Raw genomic sequence first — 16,186 nt, 5'->3', positions numbered from 1 at the left:
GATCAGTTGGTCTTGGTGGTTTTCTTATTCCACAGATTCTGATGCTTGGCGAAAGAGAAATAGGTATAGGGATGCCAGCATTTGGGCAGTAAGTCGAGTTCTTTACGTTCTTCAAAATTGGATACCAGTTTACTCAGGATCTCCAGCAGCCGTTCTTTGCTCATGCGTTCCAGTTTTTTTCGGGCCTGGGGGTAGTAGAGGTTATTCTCCTGACCTATGCGCAGGCTATGACCGAACTGAGTGAAAGCCAGATTCTTGGTGGCTGTCCTGCAATTCGGTATCTGAGGATTATCGGGATATAATCCTGTGACAATGGCATATTCATACCTGTCCAGATCGCGGCGATCAGAGTCCTTGGGAATATAGGTGACGCCGAAGCCCTGAGGGAAATAACCCACAATGCGCACGAAACTATCAACGGCTATTTTGTTCAGGGCCCCTTTCTCTGCGGCTTTTTCCAGCACCATTGCGGCTTTGGGCAGGGAGTCATAATCATAAATTGCTTTGGTAGACAGCACCACCGAGGTATAAACCTGAGGAACTTTAAGCAGGTTACCAATGGATTGTTGTGGATCTAACGATGACTTTAAAAGCGTAAAGATAAACTTCAGCTTTTCATCTTCATTCTGATTGAAGTCGTCCCGCTCCTGTTTTGAATTGCCCACATAGGCATTTTTTCCCAGACCGGCTTTCAGATAAGACAATGTTTGCTGGTAACTTATTTTCAGCAGACTAAGACGTTGCTCTTTTTCCAGCACTCTGAACTCATCCAGATCGCCATTCGGACCCTTGAGAATACGCTGTGCATCGGGGTGATACTGACCTATATCCTGCATCAGAGCCGTCATCAGTAAGGGCACCAACACATGATTACGATAGGGACACTGGCTGGCTTCGTCTTTGTCCTTGGGCGACCTGATGCGGTGCTCTGCGTGTTTAAGCACATACTGATTGCTGATTTGGTTATCTGCTACCATGCGCTCGAGCAGCAGCAGGCTCAATACGGCCTTATAAAGGTGTTTCGTACGCTGGTTAAACAGGCCAACCTTGCGGTTCTCGGTAGGGGTTATCAGTAACAATGTACCTAACAGGCGAGCGCAGTTGCGTTGACTGTCCTGCTCGTCCTTACCTGTCGCCAGGTGCAGTATCTGATCACAGATTTTAAGCAGATTGTGGAGCCGTTCTATACGACCCTTTTTAAGCTGTAGCTGATAATCTTTGAGGTTACTCTGGGCCTTTTTCTGCCGTTGTTCGGCATTTTTGCTGTCTGTCTGACTGGCAGCCTGTAACTGACTGTTTAGTTGGATTAGCTTTTCGTCTTCACCAGCCTGGCAGGCAAAGTACTCTGTGGTCTGCTCATACAGGGAGTCTTTGATGGGAGTGGCATCATGTATTTTGCTCACCAGGGTGCGCAACTCCTTGGTGTAGCGGCTCTCGCCTACGGTTTCACTCATAGTGCCGTACTATTCCTGACTGATTGATAAAATAACGACCCAATAGCTTAGCAGAGATATCCGCTACAGCCGATAACCTGATAGTTATCGGCTGGACTGCTTATACAGTCTGCGGGATACCTAGTATCTGAAGCGGCTGACTGCTTTGCCCAGCTGTCCGGCCAGAGTCTGCAGTTGATGAGCGGTGCTGCTGGTATGCTGGGTAGCTTCCTTGTTCTGCTCTGTCATAGCCGAGAAGCGTTCTACGTGTTTGGCTACTTCGTCGCTGGCCTGATTCTGTTCCCTGAGGGCATTGCTGATATCCTGAACCACATTCAACACGCGGTCGAAACTTTCTCTGATTTCGCGGATTGCAATACCCGTCTGATCGGCCAGTTCAACCCCTTCTTCAACTTCCTTGACGCCCCGTTCCATCTGCTGAACCGTACCCTGAGTACCTTGCTGAATACGGCCTACCATGGTTTCTATCTCATCGGTAGACTCGCTGGTGCGTTGAGCCAGGGTACGAACTTCATCGGCGACCACCGAGAATCCGCGCCCCTGTTCGCCGGCCCTGGCCGCTTCGATTGCTGCATTCAGTGCCAGCAGGTTGGTCTGGTCGGCAATGGATTTAATCACATTGACAATAGAGCTGATTTGTTCAGATTGTTTACCCAGCTCTACCACTTGTGCAGAGGCATCCCTCACCACATCGTTAATCCGCTTCATAGCAGCGACCATTTTCTCCATGATCTGGGCACTCTGCTCGGCACTGGAGCCGGATTCTGTCGCGATGTTGCTGGCTTCCTGGGCATTCTCCGAAACATGCCGGATACTTTCACTCAGTTCCTGAATTGAGGCGGCAATTGAGTCGCTGGAGTTTGATTGTTCATCAGAGGAAACAGAAAGTTGCTCTGCGGTACTGGAGACAGACTGGCTGGCGTCATTAAGCTCTGTGGAAGCGGTGCCTATTTGCTGCATCATCTGCCGCAACTGAGTCTGCATGTGATTCATTGCTGAAAGTAACTCGGCAATCTCATCATTGCCGCTGTCATCAATGCGGGTATCCAGCTTGCCGTCGGCCACATCTGTGGTGACCTGCATAGCGATATCAAGACGCTGTTTTAACTGACGGCTGAACAACCAGGCTGCGCCGGCCGCTACCAGAATTACCAGAATACCCCCCAGAATGGCGGCCACCTGCGTGGTCACCGATGCATCTGCGGCGTCTTCAGAGCGCTGTGTCAGTACGCCCTGTTCGGTGGCGATAAATTCATCCAGAACCCCCTGAAGGTTCTCCATCCTGTCTTTGCCTTCACCCCGTGCAATAAAATTAGAGGCCTGTTCCAGACCTATTGCTCTGAGCTGGATAGCAGGGTCGATGGCGTTTTCAAGCCAGTCCTCATAGATTTCTCTGACCTCATCCAGGCGCTTTAATTGTTGTGGGTTGTCTGATACAAGCTGGCGCAGCGACTTCATGTTTTTCTCTACACCGGCCTTGCCCTCATCATAAGGCAGCAAAAAATCTTTGTTGTTGGTGATCACATAGCCGCGCTGACCGCTATCAATACTCAACAGATGTTTAACGATATCATCGGCATCGTTCATGATCTGCATGGTGTGATTAGTGAGGTTGTTGGCATCCCGCATGCCGGTCAGGCTGACGGAGACGGAGACGGTGAGGATGATCATCACCAGTACGATAAAGCCGAACGCGGCTATAAGTTTTTGCACCAGATTCATTGTCTTAGCTACTCCCTAATGAGTGTTTGTATCCAATGAGTGTTCAGATACTAGTATCGGCGGAACTTGACTATCTTTCACTATCTTTTTTGTTTGTGATACCAATTACGCTAATCTACCTGTTCCCATAGTTTTTGTCAGGTAAAGCAGGTAGAATCGCCGCCGGAGCTGGCCAGACAATCGCCGCCCGACCACCTAATTGCACGGTATAAGCCATGAATATTGGCTTTCATGCAATTAGGTGGTCGGGGGGAGGAAAGTCCGGGCTCCATAGGGCAGGGTGCCAGGTAACGCCTGGGCGGCGCAAGCCGACGACAAGTGCAGCAGAGAGCAGACCGCCAACCCCGGCTCGCCGGGCGGTAAGGGTGAAAGGGTGCGGTAAGAGCGCACCGCGCAACTGGTAACAGTTTGTGGCATGGTAAACTCCACCCGGAGCAAGACCAAATAGGGTTCCTTGGCGCGGCCCGCGTCGGAACCGGGTAGGTTGCTTGAGTCAGTGAGCGATTACTGACCTAGATGAATGATTGTCTTAGACAGAACCCGGCTTATCGGCCAGCTCCCCTTTTTTTAGCGAATGGGCAATTCTGCCCTTATGCCTTATCTTTCAAGGTCGGCACCTCTTTGTGCTGGCTGACCGGACATCGTGGCCTGCCTAAATCACAAGCCATGTTGGAGCCTCTTCTGCATCTTTATTTTTTCATTCCAGCGCTTTATTGCAATCGGATAAACGGGCAGCATAAGCAGTGGCGCAGCCGGGGCTGAAGCGAACGCACTCTGAGCTTCGGTCCGCTCAGTGTCCTCATATTCTTGTGCCTGTAACGTTAGGTATCAAAAGTCATACTAAGGTACTGGCAAGCCTCTATCGGCTCTCTGCGCAATGGCGTAATCTTCTCTGCGTCAAGACCGACTACACCATCTAAAGTTAAGAGGCACCGAAATGAAAAAGTCAGCTATCGCATTGTTAACCAGTTTGTCCTTTGTTGTATTTTCCCCTGTCAGCCAGGCAGACATCAATGATGATCTGGCTAACATCTGCACCATCGTCAAAAACGATGATAAATCAGAGTTGCGTAAAAAGCTCAAGGCCGTGCAGGACGATTACAAGTTGCGTCTCGGTGATTACTACGGCGGTATCAGCTGTGGTGGCAGCAGCCTGATTCGTTATGCAATGGAAAGTGGCTCTGTCGAGTCCGGTGTTTACATGATTAAACGCATGAGCAAGACCGATCTCTCCACTGCTGAAAAAGACGGTATGGCCCTCAAAGATTGGGCTGAAGCAAACGGCCATATTTCCAGTGAAATTGGTAAAGAACTTCTCTCAAGAATCAGTTAATTTCATGCTGACCTTCGTGGTCAGCTGTTTTATTACAGAATTAATTGGCAGACACACAGTGTCAGCAAAATCTTCAGGTTTCCAACAATAAGCCAGGCGAGACTTCCCCTGGCCACCGAATTGGACATCACTCTTCTGAAGGTCTTGACGCCTCTTAATTCGGGAGAGTGAATTGTCCAATCCCTTCAAAGCCCCGCCACTGCGGGGCTTTTTTTATGCTCTGGTGCTGATTTTTCGCCAGATGCCTTGTAAGGGTTTCAGCAGTTTATCTTTTCTCAACCCCAAAAGTACTGCCAGCATGGCGATGTAGAGTGCGGGCTGGACAATATCCGATTTGACTGACCAGATGTAGTGCAGGGCAATCAGGCAGGCAGCCAGATAAATCCAGTTGTGCAGCCGTTGCCATCGCCTTCCGAGCTTTCGCTGCATGGCCTGTGTTGAGGTTATACTCAGGGCCAGCAAAATCAGCCATGCGCTCATGCCCACCGTGATATACGGGCGCTTGATAATCTCCGATATCAGCATGCCCCATTCCAGTTGCAGCTCAAACAACAAATAGCTAAGCAGATGCAGCACCGCATAGAAAAAGGCATACAGGCCAAGCAAACGCCTGAAGCGAATAAACTGTGCCTGTCTGAAGTATTTTGCCAGCGGCGACATGCATAAGGACATTAACAGCAGGTTGAAGGCGCTGATACCGGTAAAATGCAGTATTGCCTTAACCGGATCGCCACCGAGTTGGTCTGTTACAGCCTGATAATAGGTTATGCCTGCCCAGCCAATACAAAGGCTATGAATCAGCAGTTTCAGGCCCAGTATCTGCCACGGTCTGAAATGAATACGGGAAACCATCAATAGAAGCGTTTCAGATCCATGCCCCGATACAGCGGCGCCACTTCGTCATAGCCGTTAAACAGCTGGGTATCGATCCTGTTAGAGGAAAATAAGCCCCCTTTAGTGATCCGGCGTTCCCGGGCCTGACTCCAGCGAGGGTGATCCACATTGGGATTGACGTTGGCGTAAAACCCATACTCATTGGCCGCCAGCAAATTCCAGCTGGTGGGCGGCTGTTTTTCCACAAGTCTGATACTGACGATGGACTTAATGCTTTTAAAACCGTATTTCCACGGTACCACTAACCTGACGGGCGCACCATTTTGCGGCGGAAGGCTCTTGCCGTAGAGTCCTACGGCCAGTATGGTCAGCGGATGCATGGCCTCATCCAGTCTGAGTCCCTCTACATAGGGATAATCTATACCACCACCGATAAAGGGATTACGCTGACCGGGCATTTGCTCAGGATCATAGAGTGTCTCAAAGGCAACATATTTGCCCTTGCTCAGGGGAGCGGCTCTTTTGAGCAGAGATTGCAGCGGTATGCCGATCCATGGAATCACCATCGACCAGGCCTCTACACAGCGCAACCTGTAGATGCGCTCCTGAAGTTCGAAACTGCTGAAAAGATCTTCAAAGCCAAGAGTGAAAGGCTTTTCCACCAGACCATCAACGCGCAATTGCCAGGGGTCTACTTTCAGACCCTGGGCATTCTCTTTGGGATCGGTTTTGTCGGTGCCAAATTCATAGAAATTGTTGTGACTGATGACTTTGGACTCAGGCGTCAGGGTCTGGGCGCTGTCCTGCTGACTATAGGTTAACTTCCGGGTGTTAAACGCCGTTTCGTCATCATCACCAAAAAGGTTGATGGCATGGGCACCAGGGCTGCCCGCTAATAACGCTCCGGCGCCGATAAAGCCCATCTGCTTCAGCAACTGTCGTCGCTTAAGGTAAATGGCTTCATCGGTTACCTGATTTTCACTACACTGGCTCGCTTTGGGTACTTTAATCAGCATGTTTGCCTTCCTGTATTTATTAACACATCAGGTGTTGAAGAGGGGCGATATCAATAAGGACAGGTTGAAGCGGGATTTGCTTTCTTTTATACCGCGTTAATGATGTCCTTTAACTGCTCTTCATGGGCAGTGGTATTGCCGATATTGCTCTCAACCCATTGAGAATTGTAATAGGTGTCAAGATAACGTTCACCGCTGTCGCACAACAAGGTCACAATGGAACCGGACTTGCCCGAAGCTTTCATCAGTTGTGCTTTTTGCAGTGCTCCCCACATATTGGTGCCGGTAGAAGGGCCCACTTTCCGGCCCAGCAAGGACTCCAGCCATAACATGGTGGCGATGCTGGCTCCGTCTGGCACCTGCAGCATTTCATCCACCACAGAGGGAACGAATGAGGGCTCCACTCTTGGTCGTCCTATGCCTTCTATTTTACTGCCGCAGGAGGTAAGACGATCATCGCCGGTCTGATAAAATGGGTAAAAAACGGAATTATCAGGGTCTACCACCAGTAATTTAGTGTTAAAGCACTTGTAGCGGATGTAGCGGCCAATAGTGGCGCTGGTACCGCCGGTACCTGCGCTCATTACAACCCACTCGGGCACCGGAAACCGTTCATAGTGCATCTGTTCGAACATGCTGCAGGCGATGTTGTTATTGCCCCGCCAGTCTGTTGCGCGCTCGGCAAAGGTAAACTGATCCATATAGTGGCCCTTAAGATCTTCTGCCAGGCGCTGTGACTCGGCATAAATCTGATCACTTTTATCTACAAAGTGGCACTTCCCGCCATAGAATTCGATCTGCTGGATCTTTCTGGTGGCGGTGTTTTTGGGCATCACCGCGATAAAGGGCAGTCCGAGCAGCCGGGCGAAATAGGCTTCGGATACCGCGGTGCTGCCTGAAGAGGATTCAATAATGGTGCTGTCCTGGCGGATCCAGCCGTTGGTCAGTCCATATAGGTACAAAGAGCGGGCCAGTCTGTGTTTAAGGCTGCCGGTAGGGTGGGTACTTTCATCTTTAAGATAGAAATCAATGTTCTTAAAAGCATCAAGTTCCAGTTTGATCAGATGAGTATCAGAAGAACGCTGAAAATCAGCCTGTATACATTCGATGGCATTGTTGGCCCAGGCTCTGCTCATAAATGCTCCTTGTTGAGTCTTAAGCTCTATGTGGCAAACTAATCCTCTGAGGAGGTAAAAGCAAGGCTATTACTGTGACCTTTCAATGATCAATTCCTGAGCAGGGGTGACATTGGTATTGAAATCGGGGAAACTTGCCGCCACATAGAAGTAACATTATTAAAAAGAGACCTTAAGATGGCACGAAATTACGTTTTACTGGATAAAGAAGCGCATAAAAATATAAAAATAAAGCAGGATCCCAGCCTTGCACACAGCAAGAGTTCTCATCTGGTTGGTGTTTCTATCCGTGAATTTGCCCGCGCAGCCAGCAGTGTGCCGCTGGTACTGGTAAAAGATGAAGCGGCCGACCGCTATCATTGCACCGGCCTGTACGGTTTGGTTGAAGGGGTGAATCTGTATTATTCACCAGAAGGCTGGCAGAGCCATTACGCGCCTTTGAATCTTCAGCGCTATCCCTTTGATGTGCGTCCCAATGGTGAGCAGTTGTCGATCTTTATTGATAAAGACAGCGACCTGGTTAATGAAAAGGAAGGCATTGCACTGTTTAATGATGACGGCTCGGTGTCAGAGTATATGGAAAGCCGCCAGAAGCTGATGTCGGAATTGGTCAACAGTGAAAATCTGACTCAGGAATTTGTTAAAACGCTCACCGAGCTTGATTTGATCGAGGAACTGCGTCTGGGCATCCGCTATGCCAGCGGTGAGCAACGCCAGTTGGTAGGTTTACATAGCATCAGTGAAGAAAAACTGATGAAACTGGAAGATGAGCAAGTACTGAAGTTGCATCGTAATGGGTTCCTCGGCGCCATGTACGCAATGCTTGGCTCTATGGGACAATTAAACAAGCTGGTTCAGTTGTCGCAGAAAAGTGAGCAACCTATTGCGGCGATACAGATATTGCCAAAAGATACCGCTCAGGCGGCAACAGCAGAACAGCCCGCCAAAGCCAACTAAAAAACTCGGGCAGCCCCTGTGGCTGCCTTTTTCTATCCCGACCCCCCTTACACGCCCAGTGATAGCCGCTATAAAAGTTCAGCACTTTGCCCGCGCCAGGGTTTTTGATTTGCGCATCTGATCCTTTTTACCTGCTTCTTTTTCCACTTTTTTCCACCTTATCAATCAGTTCCGTCAAAGCCCTGTTTTTCAGGGTTTGCAGACCCGGTTGTATTGGTTTTTTATTCCTTGACACTGGACGGTGGTGGTACCTAAACTGTCATCTGTGGGTAAAAGTGGCAAAAAGTGGAAAAAACAATTTTAATAAGAAGGCTAGGGGAATGTTCCGCGGCGCTAATGCAATCAATCTGGACAGTAAAGGACGTGTAACGGTTCCAACCCGTTACCGCCAGGCGTTGCTGGATGATTGTCAGGGACAGTTGGTGTGTACTATCGATATACAACAACCCTGTTTGCTGCTTTACCCACTTTCCGAATGGGAAGAAATAGAACTAAAGCTCAGCCGTCTCTCCAGTATGAATCCTCATGAACGTCGATTACAGCGACTGCTGCTGGGTTATGCCCTTGAAGGGACCATGGACAGCAACGGGCGATTCCTGTTATCCGGGCCGTTGCGTCAGCATGCCAAACTGGAAAAACAACTGATGCTGGTAGGGCAACTGAATAAGTTTGAATTGTGGGATGCTGAAATCTGGCAACAACAGATTCATCAGGATATTGATACTGAGCAGCAGGGCGGCTTCGAATTAACCGAGAGACTGCAGGATTTCTCCTTGTAATGTCTGTAAATCAACTTCATCAACCGGTGTTGCTGCAGGAATCTTTGCAGGCACTGGCGGTAAAACCCGACGGCATTTATCTCGACGCCACCTTTGGTCGTGGAGGACATTCCCGTGCATTATTGCAGTGCCTCGGTGAGCAGGGACGACTGATTGCACTGGACAGGGACCCTGCTGCCATAGAAGCCGCTGCCAGTCTCGCAGATGACCCACGTTTTGAGATCATCCATAGTCCTTTTTCCCGGCTGTTGTCCGTCACCGACAGCTTAGAGGTGACCGGAAAGCTGGACGGCGTATTGTTGGATCTGGGCGTGTCATCGCCGCAACTGGATGATGCACAGCGTGGTTTCAGTTTTATGCGTGATGGGCCACTGGATATGCGTATGGATACGACCCGCGGGATCAGCGCAGCAGACTGGCTGGCTGTGGCGGATCTGGAAGATATCGTTCAGGTTCTCAAAGAGTTTGGTGAAGAGCGTTTCGCCAGGCGTATTGCCCATGCCATCCTTAGCACCCGTGATATCACGCCTATTACCCGCACGGTGCAACTGGCGGAGCTGATCGATGAAGCGGTACCTTTTCGTGACAAACATAAACATCCGGCCACCCGCAGCTTTCAGGCCATCAGAATTTACGTTAACAGTGAACTCGATGAAGTAAAGCAGGTCCTCAAAGCCGCTCTTGCGGCACTCAGGCCCGGAGGCAGACTGGCGGTAATCAGCTTTCATTCGCTGGAAGATAGGCTGGTAAAGCGTTTTATGCGCGAGCAAAGCCGTGGCAAGCAGGTACCGGCCGGATTTCCTATCACCGAAGCTGAACTCAATGCCAGCAAGGCAATGAAATTGGTGGGAAAGGCAATCATGCCCTCTGCGGCTGAACTTGAGATCAATAACAGGGCTCGCAGCTCTGTGCTCAGGGTGGCGGAAAAACTATGAACAGCGCCACTCCTCACTTCAATCTTATCAGTCTTATCTGGACAGATCTGACTCGCCACCCCGGGCGGGTTTTGTTGTTTTTAATGGTTGTGCTCAGCGCCCTGGCCGTGATTCTCAGTGCCCATCACAACAGACAACTGGCGATTGGTCATGAGCAACTGATGCAGCAGCGTGATCAACTTGATGTTGAATGGCGCCACCTGGTATTGGAGCAAAGCGCCCTGACAGAACATAACCGTCTCGAATCACTGGCTGCCAAAGAGCTGAACATGCGCCGGCCACAGCCGCAAGACGAAATCGTGGTGAGGATCAAATGAGCGCCCGACGTACTCACGCGAAACAGAACCTTCGCCCCAGATTGGTGGAGTGGCGTTTTATTCTGGTTGTCACTGTGGTTATCGGCGTATTTTCTGCATTGGTAGCAAGGGCTGCCTATATTCAGGTGATCGAGCCTGATTCGCTGATCCAGCAGGGAGACAACCGTACCAAGCGTGTACGCATTACCCGGGCCCATAGGGGGATTATTACTGATCGCAATGGTGAAGAACTGGCCGTTAGTGTGCCGGTGCGGGCAATTTACGCCGATCCCAAGGTGATTCACGCCAACGGTGGCTTTACAGACAGTCGTCGCTGGCAGGCACTGGCTGACGTGCTGGGGCAGGAATTACCGCAAATCACCAGCCGCTTAAGCGATCCGGAGAAACGTTTTGTCTACATTCAGCGCCAGGTTTCCTCGGCTATGGCCGAATATGTAGAAAAACTGGATCTGCCCGGTGTATACCTGCGTGGGGAGTCGCGCCGTTATTATCCGGCAGGAGAAACGACTGCCCAGCTTATCGGTATGACCGATGTGGATGATAAGGGAATCGAAGGTATTGAACGCCTTTACAATGACTGGCTGACCGGCACACCCGGCTCCCGCCAGATTCGTCGTGATGCCAAGGGACGACAGGTTGAAATACTTGAGCAGATCGAAGGTCAGGCGGGCAAGGATTTACAGCTGACTATTGATCAGCGGATTCAGGCCCTGGCCTACAAAGAGCTTAAACTGGCGGTGGGTACGTACAAGGCGGCCTCCGGCTCAGCGGTGGTGGTTGACGTAAAATCAGGAGATATTCTGGCCATGGTCAACAGCCCCTCCTTTAACCCTAATAACCGCAGCAATGTCTCGGCTCACAGAATACGTAACAGGGCTATCACCGATACCTTCGAACCGGGCTCAACGGCAAAACCTCTGGCTGTTCTGGCGGCGCTGGAATTTGGCACAGTAAAACTGAATGACACCCTGGACACCTCTCCCGGTTGGATGCGGATCGGCGGCAGCATGGTGCAGGACGGTAAAAATCACGGCAAGCTTGACCTGACCGGAGTGATCACAAAATCCAGCAATATGGGAACCACAAAACTGGCGTTGTCGGTGCCCAAGAATCACTTTATTGACAACTACTACCAGCTCGGACTGGTGGGGGATACGGGTACCAATCTGCTCGGTGAAAGCGGCGGTATCTTTCATGAACGCCGCCGCTGGTCCGATTTTGAACTGGCAACCCTGTCTTTTGGCTATGGCCTGTCGGTGACTACTCTGCAATTGGCACGGATGTACAGCATCATTGCCAATGATGGCTATAAACTCCCCTTAAGAGTGATCGATACCGGACCAGAGCCGCAAGCCGAATCGGTGCTCTCACCGGAGTATTCCCGGGCCATGGTACAAATGCTTGAAACCGTGGTGATGGACGGCGGTACTGCACCCAAAGCTCAGATCCATGGTTATCGGGTTGCAGGTAAAACAGGCACCAGCCGCAAAGCGGTGGCGGGAGGCTACGGTGAAGAATATGTCAATATATTTGCTGGCCTGGCGCCGGTATCCGATCCGGAGTTAGTGGTTGTGGTATTGATCAATGAACCAGGTGGCGATCTCTACTATGCCGGGGATACGGCTGCACCCACGTTTGCCAGGATCATGTCCGGTGCCCTGCAGATGCTGAATATTCCACCCGATGACAAGGCTGTGTCTTCGCTGGCTGCCATCACAGGGGGGCTGAATCATGACTCTTAGCAACGCTGTGGATCTGCGCAGCTTGCTGCTGCCATTCGGAATCGAAGCGCCGGCTATTCCCGTCGCCCGGGTTGTGCTCGACAGTCGCGATGTTGCCATCCACAACCTTTTTGTTGCCGTAAAGGGCCACCAACTGGATGGCCGTGATTTTATTCCCCAGGCCGTGAGCCTGGGCGCCAAGGCGATACTGGCGCAGGCGGATCAACCGCAACAGCATGGACAAATGGAAATGCGCGAACAGTCGTTAATCGTGCACTTTTACCGGCTGAATGAATGTCTTTCAGCATTAGCCGCCGAATTTTACCAACACCCTGCCAATAAATTAAAAGTGGCGGCTGTCACTGGCACTAATGGCAAGACCTCAACAGTGCAGTTGATCGCTCAGCTAACCCGGATTATGGGCAGCAAGGCAGGTACTATCGGCACCCTGGGGGCGGGCATGGAGGGGCAGTTGCAGGAAGTGCCTAACACCACACCGGATGCCATCAGCATGCACAAGCTGCTCAGCGATATGCATCACCAGGGGGCGGATCTGATAGCGCTGGAGGCGTCATCCCATGCACTGGTACAGCACAGAATTGCCAGTATCAAGACCGACGTGGCGGTGTTTACCAATCTGACCCGTGATCATCTGGATTATCACGGCGATATGAATCAGTATGCGGCAGCCAAAAGGTTGTTGCTGAATCAGCCGGGTTTGCAGGCCATGGTACTGAATCAGCAGGACCCTGAGAGTGACAACTGGCTGGCGCTGGGCAGAAATCGTCTGCAAAGCGTGTTTTATGGTCTGCAGCAACCCCGTCATCCTGAGCATCAATATGTTGTTGCAGCGAAGGCAGAGTATCTGCCGCAGGGTACGGAGATCCATATTCAAAGCAGTTGGGGTGAAGGCAAGGTGTTATCGCCCCTGATGGGACAATTCAATGTACTCAACCTGCTGGGTGCTATGGCAACACAGCTGGTACTGGGCAGCGAGCTGGATAAGGTGCTGGCGGCTGTACCACAACTGGTTCCGGTGCCGGGGCGTCTGGAGGTTTTCCATCAGGCAGGACATGGTGCCCTGGTGGTGGATTATGCCCATACACCGGATGCGCTGGAACAGGCTCTGGGAGCGCTGCGCCAGCACGCCAGGGGCAAACTTTATTGTTTGTTTGGTTGCGGCGGTGACCGCGACAAAGGCAAACGCCCTTTGATGGGCCAGGTTGCCGAGGCCGGTGCCGATGTGGTGATGGTCACTAATGATAACAGTCGCTCAGAAGACCCGCAGTGGATTGCTGAGGATATTCTCGGTGGTATGCAGCGACCTGAAAAAGCGTTGCTGGAACTGGATCGCAAAAAAGCCATACGCCAGCTGTTTGCACAGGCCACAGAGGGCGATCTGATTCTGCTCGCCGGCAAGGGCCACGAACCCTATCAGATGATAGGCAATCAAAAAATTAATTATAACGAACGTGAATTTGCAGCCACATTGATCAAGGGGAACAGCGCATGATTCCGGTGACACTCGAATGGATCGCCCAACAACTACACAGCCCTCTGCAGGGAGACAATCTGACTGTTGCCGGTGTCAGTACCGACACCCGCCAGTTGCAAGCCGGGGATCTGTTTGTGGCGCTGACCGGGCCGAATTTTGATGGTCACGGTTTTGTGCAGCAGGCCGAACAAAAAGGCGCCAGCGCGCTTATTCTGTCCCGTCCGCTGGAGACCTCCCTTCCTTACATTCTGGTAGATGATACCCGTCAGGCGCTGGGGCAACTGGCCGGGGCTATTCGTCAGCTGGCTAAAGTCAAAGTGGTGGGCATCACCGGCAGCAGTGGCAAAACCACGGTCAAGGAGATGGTTGCCTGCATTTTATCCCGAAAAGGCAAAGTGCTGGCCACAAAAGGTAACTTTAATAATGAGATTGGCGTACCCCTGACCTTACTCAACCTTACCAGCGAGCATGATTTCGCTGTGGTGGAAATGGGGGCGAATCATTTGGGTGAAATTGCCTATACCACTTCACTGACAAAGCCTGATGCCGCCACTATTGTTAACGCGGCGGCGGCGCATCTGGAAGGATTTGGCAGCCTGCTCGGTGTCGCCAGAGCCAAAAGCGAGATTTTTAAAGGCTTACCCGAAAAAGGACTGGCTGTGCTCAATGCCGACAGTCAGTTTATGTCATTCTGGCAGGGTAAGCTGCATGACAAGCGTATTCAGACCTTCTCCGAACACCAGGGCGATTTCTATGCCGAGGACGTGATCCTGGGTATGGATGGCTGTGCTCAGTTTGAGATGCACACGCCGCTGGGAACAGTGGATATCTCTCTGGTGGTACCGGGCATGCACAATGTATCTAATGCGCTCTGTGCTGCGGCACTGGCCATAGAGGTCGCTGCCACCCTGGAAGATGTAAAAATGGGTTTGCTGCAAATGAGCAATGTGTCAGGCCGGTTGAATATCCGCCAGCTGACCAATCAGGTCCGGCTGATTGATGACAGTTACAATGCCAACGTGGCCTCAACCCGGGCTGCTATCGATCTGCTGGCCAGCTTCAGTGGCCGCAGAGTACTGATACTGGGGGATATGGCTGAGTTGGGCGAAAAGGCCAGGTTTTATCATGAAGAAGTCGGTCAGTACGCCAGAGAAAAAGGCATTGATCACCTGTTCAGCATAGGTGTCCTCAGTCAACAGGCCAGTGATCAGTTTGCTCAGGCTGGCAAGCACTTTACCGATAAGGCGGTGCTGCTGGAATATCTGCAGCAGCAACTGCAGGGCGAGCAACGGGACATCAGCATCCTTATCAAGGGCTCCCGAAGTGCCCGCATGGAACAAATGGTAGAGTTGATCGAGGCATCCAAGCTGGGAAAGCTTGAACGTCTGCGGGAGCGCATTGCATGTTGATCTGGTTGACGGACTGGCTGCAACAGTTCTACACAGGTTTTAATGTTTTCTCTTATCTGACCTTCAGGGCGATACTCAGTACCCTGACGGCTTTGATTTTGTCTGTGATGCTGGGCCCGGTAATGATTCGCTGGTTGCAGAAACTACAGATTGGTCAGACAGTGCGTGATGACGGACCGGAGTCGCATTTATCCAAATCCGGAACACCAACTATGGGCGGCGTATTAATCGTCGCCACCATTCTCTGTAGCACCTTATTGTGGGCCGACCTGAGCAATCGCTATGTACTGGTATCGTTGTTTGTGATCCTCAGTTACGGCCTGATTGGTTTCGTCGACGACTATCGTAAAGTCGTACGCAAGGACGCCACGGGTCTGATAGCCCGCTGGAAATACTTCTGGTTATCACTGGTTGCCCTGGTGGTGGCGTTCTATTTGTACAGCAACGCTCAGCAGGCCCCGGAGACGGCGCTGATCGTGCCTTTCTTTAAGGATGTGATGCCGCAATTAGGGTTGCTATATATTGTGCTGACCTATTTTGTGCTGGTGGGCACCAGCAATGCGGTCAATCTGACCGATGGGCTGGACGGCCTGGCCATTGTGCCGACTATTCTGGTGGCCGGTGCTTTTGCGGTATTTGCTTATGTAACCGGTAATGTGAATTTTTCCGGTTATCTGAATATTCCTTTTATTCCGCTGACCAGTGAACTGGTGATCATCTGCACTGCCATAGTGGGAGCAGGTTTAGGCTTCTTATGGTTTAACACCTATCCGGCCATGGTGTTTATGGGGGATGTGGGCTCTCTGGCATTGGGCGGCGCCCTTGGCATTCTTGCAGTGCTGGTGCGCCAGGAGCTGGTGCTGCTGATAATGGGCGGAGTCTTTGTGATTGAAGCGCTGTCGGTGATTTTGCAGGTGGGCTCTTACAAGCTAAGAGGTGAACGGATTTTTCGTATGGCGCCTATCCATCATCATTATGAACTTAAAGGCTGGCCGGAGCCCCGGGTCATCGTGCGCTTCTGGATTATTTCCCTGATCCTGGTGCTGATCGGGCTGGCCACACTGAAACTCAGGTAGTA

Annotated in this window: 14 protein-coding genes and 1 other RNA gene; 10 read left to right on the top strand and 5 right to left on the bottom strand. The window is 51.2% G+C overall.

The window, feature by feature from the left end; genetic code table 11:
- Nucleotides 1-2: 2 nt before the first annotated feature.
- Together AT746_RS16330 and AT746_RS16325 are read right to left on the bottom strand one after the other, a co-directional pair.
- Nucleotides 3-1,454: a hypothetical protein gene (locus AT746_RS16330; protein WP_062482469.1), complete on the bottom strand. Its 1,452-nt coding sequence runs from the start codon at nucleotides 1,452-1,454 to the stop codon at nucleotides 3-5.
- A gap of 120 nt (nucleotides 1,455-1,574) precedes the next feature.
- Nucleotides 1,575-3,176: a methyl-accepting chemotaxis protein gene (locus tag AT746_RS16325; RefSeq protein WP_062482467.1), complete on the bottom strand. Its 1,602-nt coding sequence runs from the start codon at nucleotides 3,174-3,176 to the stop codon at nucleotides 1,575-1,577.
- A 164-nt stretch (nucleotides 3,177-3,340) separates the two neighbouring features.
- On the opposite strand from AT746_RS16325, the gene rnpB reads away from it, so the two are divergent.
- Both rnpB and AT746_RS16315 read left to right on the top strand, forming a co-directional pair.
- An RNA gene (gene rnpB / locus AT746_RS16320) (RNase P RNA component class A) lies at nucleotides 3,341-3,740 on the top strand.
- A gap of 373 nt (nucleotides 3,741-4,113) precedes the next feature.
- Nucleotides 4,114-4,509 (top strand): DUF3718 domain-containing protein, encoded by a 396-nt coding sequence (locus tag AT746_RS16315; protein WP_062482464.1) that lies wholly within the window; start codon nucleotides 4,114-4,116, stop codon nucleotides 4,507-4,509.
- A gap of 213 nt (nucleotides 4,510-4,722) precedes the next feature.
- On the opposite strand, the gene msrQ is transcribed toward AT746_RS16315, so the two are convergent.
- From msrQ to AT746_RS16300, 3 genes are all read right to left on the bottom strand, one after another.
- Nucleotides 4,723-5,361 carry a protein-methionine-sulfoxide reductase heme-binding subunit MsrQ gene (gene msrQ, locus AT746_RS16310; RefSeq protein WP_062482461.1) on the bottom strand — a complete coding sequence of 213 codons (639 nt, stop codon included), beginning with the start codon at nucleotides 5,359-5,361 and terminating at the stop codon, nucleotides 4,723-4,725.
- Complete coding sequence (msrP, locus tag AT746_RS16305) at nucleotides 5,361-6,359, bottom strand: protein-methionine-sulfoxide reductase catalytic subunit MsrP (RefSeq protein WP_062482458.1); 999 nt, start codon at nucleotides 6,357-6,359, stop codon at nucleotides 5,361-5,363. Before msrP ends, msrQ begins: the two co-directional genes overlap by 1 nt.
- An 86-nt stretch (nucleotides 6,360-6,445) precedes the next feature.
- Entirely contained in the window at nucleotides 6,446-7,495 is a 1,050-nt protein-coding gene (locus tag AT746_RS16300; protein ID WP_062482444.1) for a PLP-dependent cysteine synthase family protein, read from the bottom strand.
- A 177-nt stretch (nucleotides 7,496-7,672) separates the two neighbouring features.
- Here AT746_RS16300 and AT746_RS16295 point away from each other — a divergent pair, with 177 nt between their 5' ends.
- The 8 genes from AT746_RS16295 to mraY all read left to right on the top strand — a co-directional run bounded on the left by AT746_RS16295 (nucleotide 7,673) and on the right by mraY (nucleotide 16,184).
- Nucleotides 7,673-8,452 carry a SapC family protein gene (locus tag AT746_RS16295; RefSeq protein WP_062482442.1) on the top strand — a complete coding sequence of 260 codons (780 nt, stop codon included), beginning with the start codon at nucleotides 7,673-7,675 and terminating at the stop codon, nucleotides 8,450-8,452.
- A gap of 320 nt (nucleotides 8,453-8,772) precedes the next feature.
- Nucleotides 8,773-9,231 carry a division/cell wall cluster transcriptional repressor MraZ gene (gene mraZ / locus AT746_RS16290; protein WP_062482440.1) on the top strand — a complete coding sequence of 153 codons (459 nt, stop codon included), beginning with the start codon at nucleotides 8,773-8,775 and terminating at the stop codon, nucleotides 9,229-9,231.
- Nucleotides 9,231-10,166: a 16S rRNA (cytosine(1402)-N(4))-methyltransferase RsmH gene (gene rsmH, locus AT746_RS16285; protein ID WP_062482437.1), complete on the top strand. Its 936-nt coding sequence runs from the start codon at nucleotides 9,231-9,233 to the stop codon at nucleotides 10,164-10,166. Before mraZ ends, rsmH begins: the two co-directional genes overlap by 1 nt.
- Entirely contained in the window at nucleotides 10,163-10,483 is a 321-nt protein-coding gene (ftsL, locus tag AT746_RS16280) for a cell division protein FtsL (RefSeq protein ID WP_062482434.1), read from the top strand. The genes rsmH and ftsL overlap by 4 nt, the downstream gene beginning before the upstream one ends.
- Nucleotides 10,480-12,225, top strand: a complete 1,746-nt coding sequence (locus AT746_RS16275) for a peptidoglycan D,D-transpeptidase FtsI family protein (protein ID WP_062482432.1) — start codon at nucleotides 10,480-10,482, stop codon at nucleotides 12,223-12,225. Before ftsL ends, AT746_RS16275 begins: the two co-directional genes overlap by 4 nt.
- Entirely contained in the window at nucleotides 12,215-13,717 is a 1,503-nt protein-coding gene (gene murE, locus AT746_RS16270; protein ID WP_062482429.1) for a UDP-N-acetylmuramoyl-L-alanyl-D-glutamate--2,6-diaminopimelate ligase, read from the top strand. Before AT746_RS16275 ends, murE begins: the two co-directional genes overlap by 11 nt.
- Nucleotides 13,714-15,108, top strand: coding sequence for a UDP-N-acetylmuramoyl-tripeptide--D-alanyl-D-alanine ligase (gene murF, locus AT746_RS16265; RefSeq protein WP_062482426.1), 1,395 nt, complete (start codon nucleotides 13,714-13,716; stop codon nucleotides 15,106-15,108). The genes murE and murF overlap by 4 nt, the downstream gene beginning before the upstream one ends.
- The gene (gene mraY / locus AT746_RS16260) at nucleotides 15,102-16,184 is read left to right on the top strand and encodes a phospho-N-acetylmuramoyl-pentapeptide-transferase (RefSeq protein ID WP_062482423.1); all 1,083 of its coding nucleotides are present in this window, start codon (nucleotides 15,102-15,104) and stop codon (nucleotides 16,182-16,184) included. Before murF ends, mraY begins: the two co-directional genes overlap by 7 nt.
- Nucleotides 16,185-16,186 lie beyond the last annotated feature (2 nt).

Origin of the sequence: Lacimicrobium alkaliphilum (genome assembly GCF_001466725.1) — a bacterium.
GTDB classification, from domain to species: domain Bacteria; phylum Pseudomonadota; class Gammaproteobacteria; order Enterobacterales; family Alteromonadaceae; genus Lacimicrobium; species Lacimicrobium alkaliphilum_B.
This window is presented reverse-complemented; position numbering and strand designations above follow the sequence as displayed.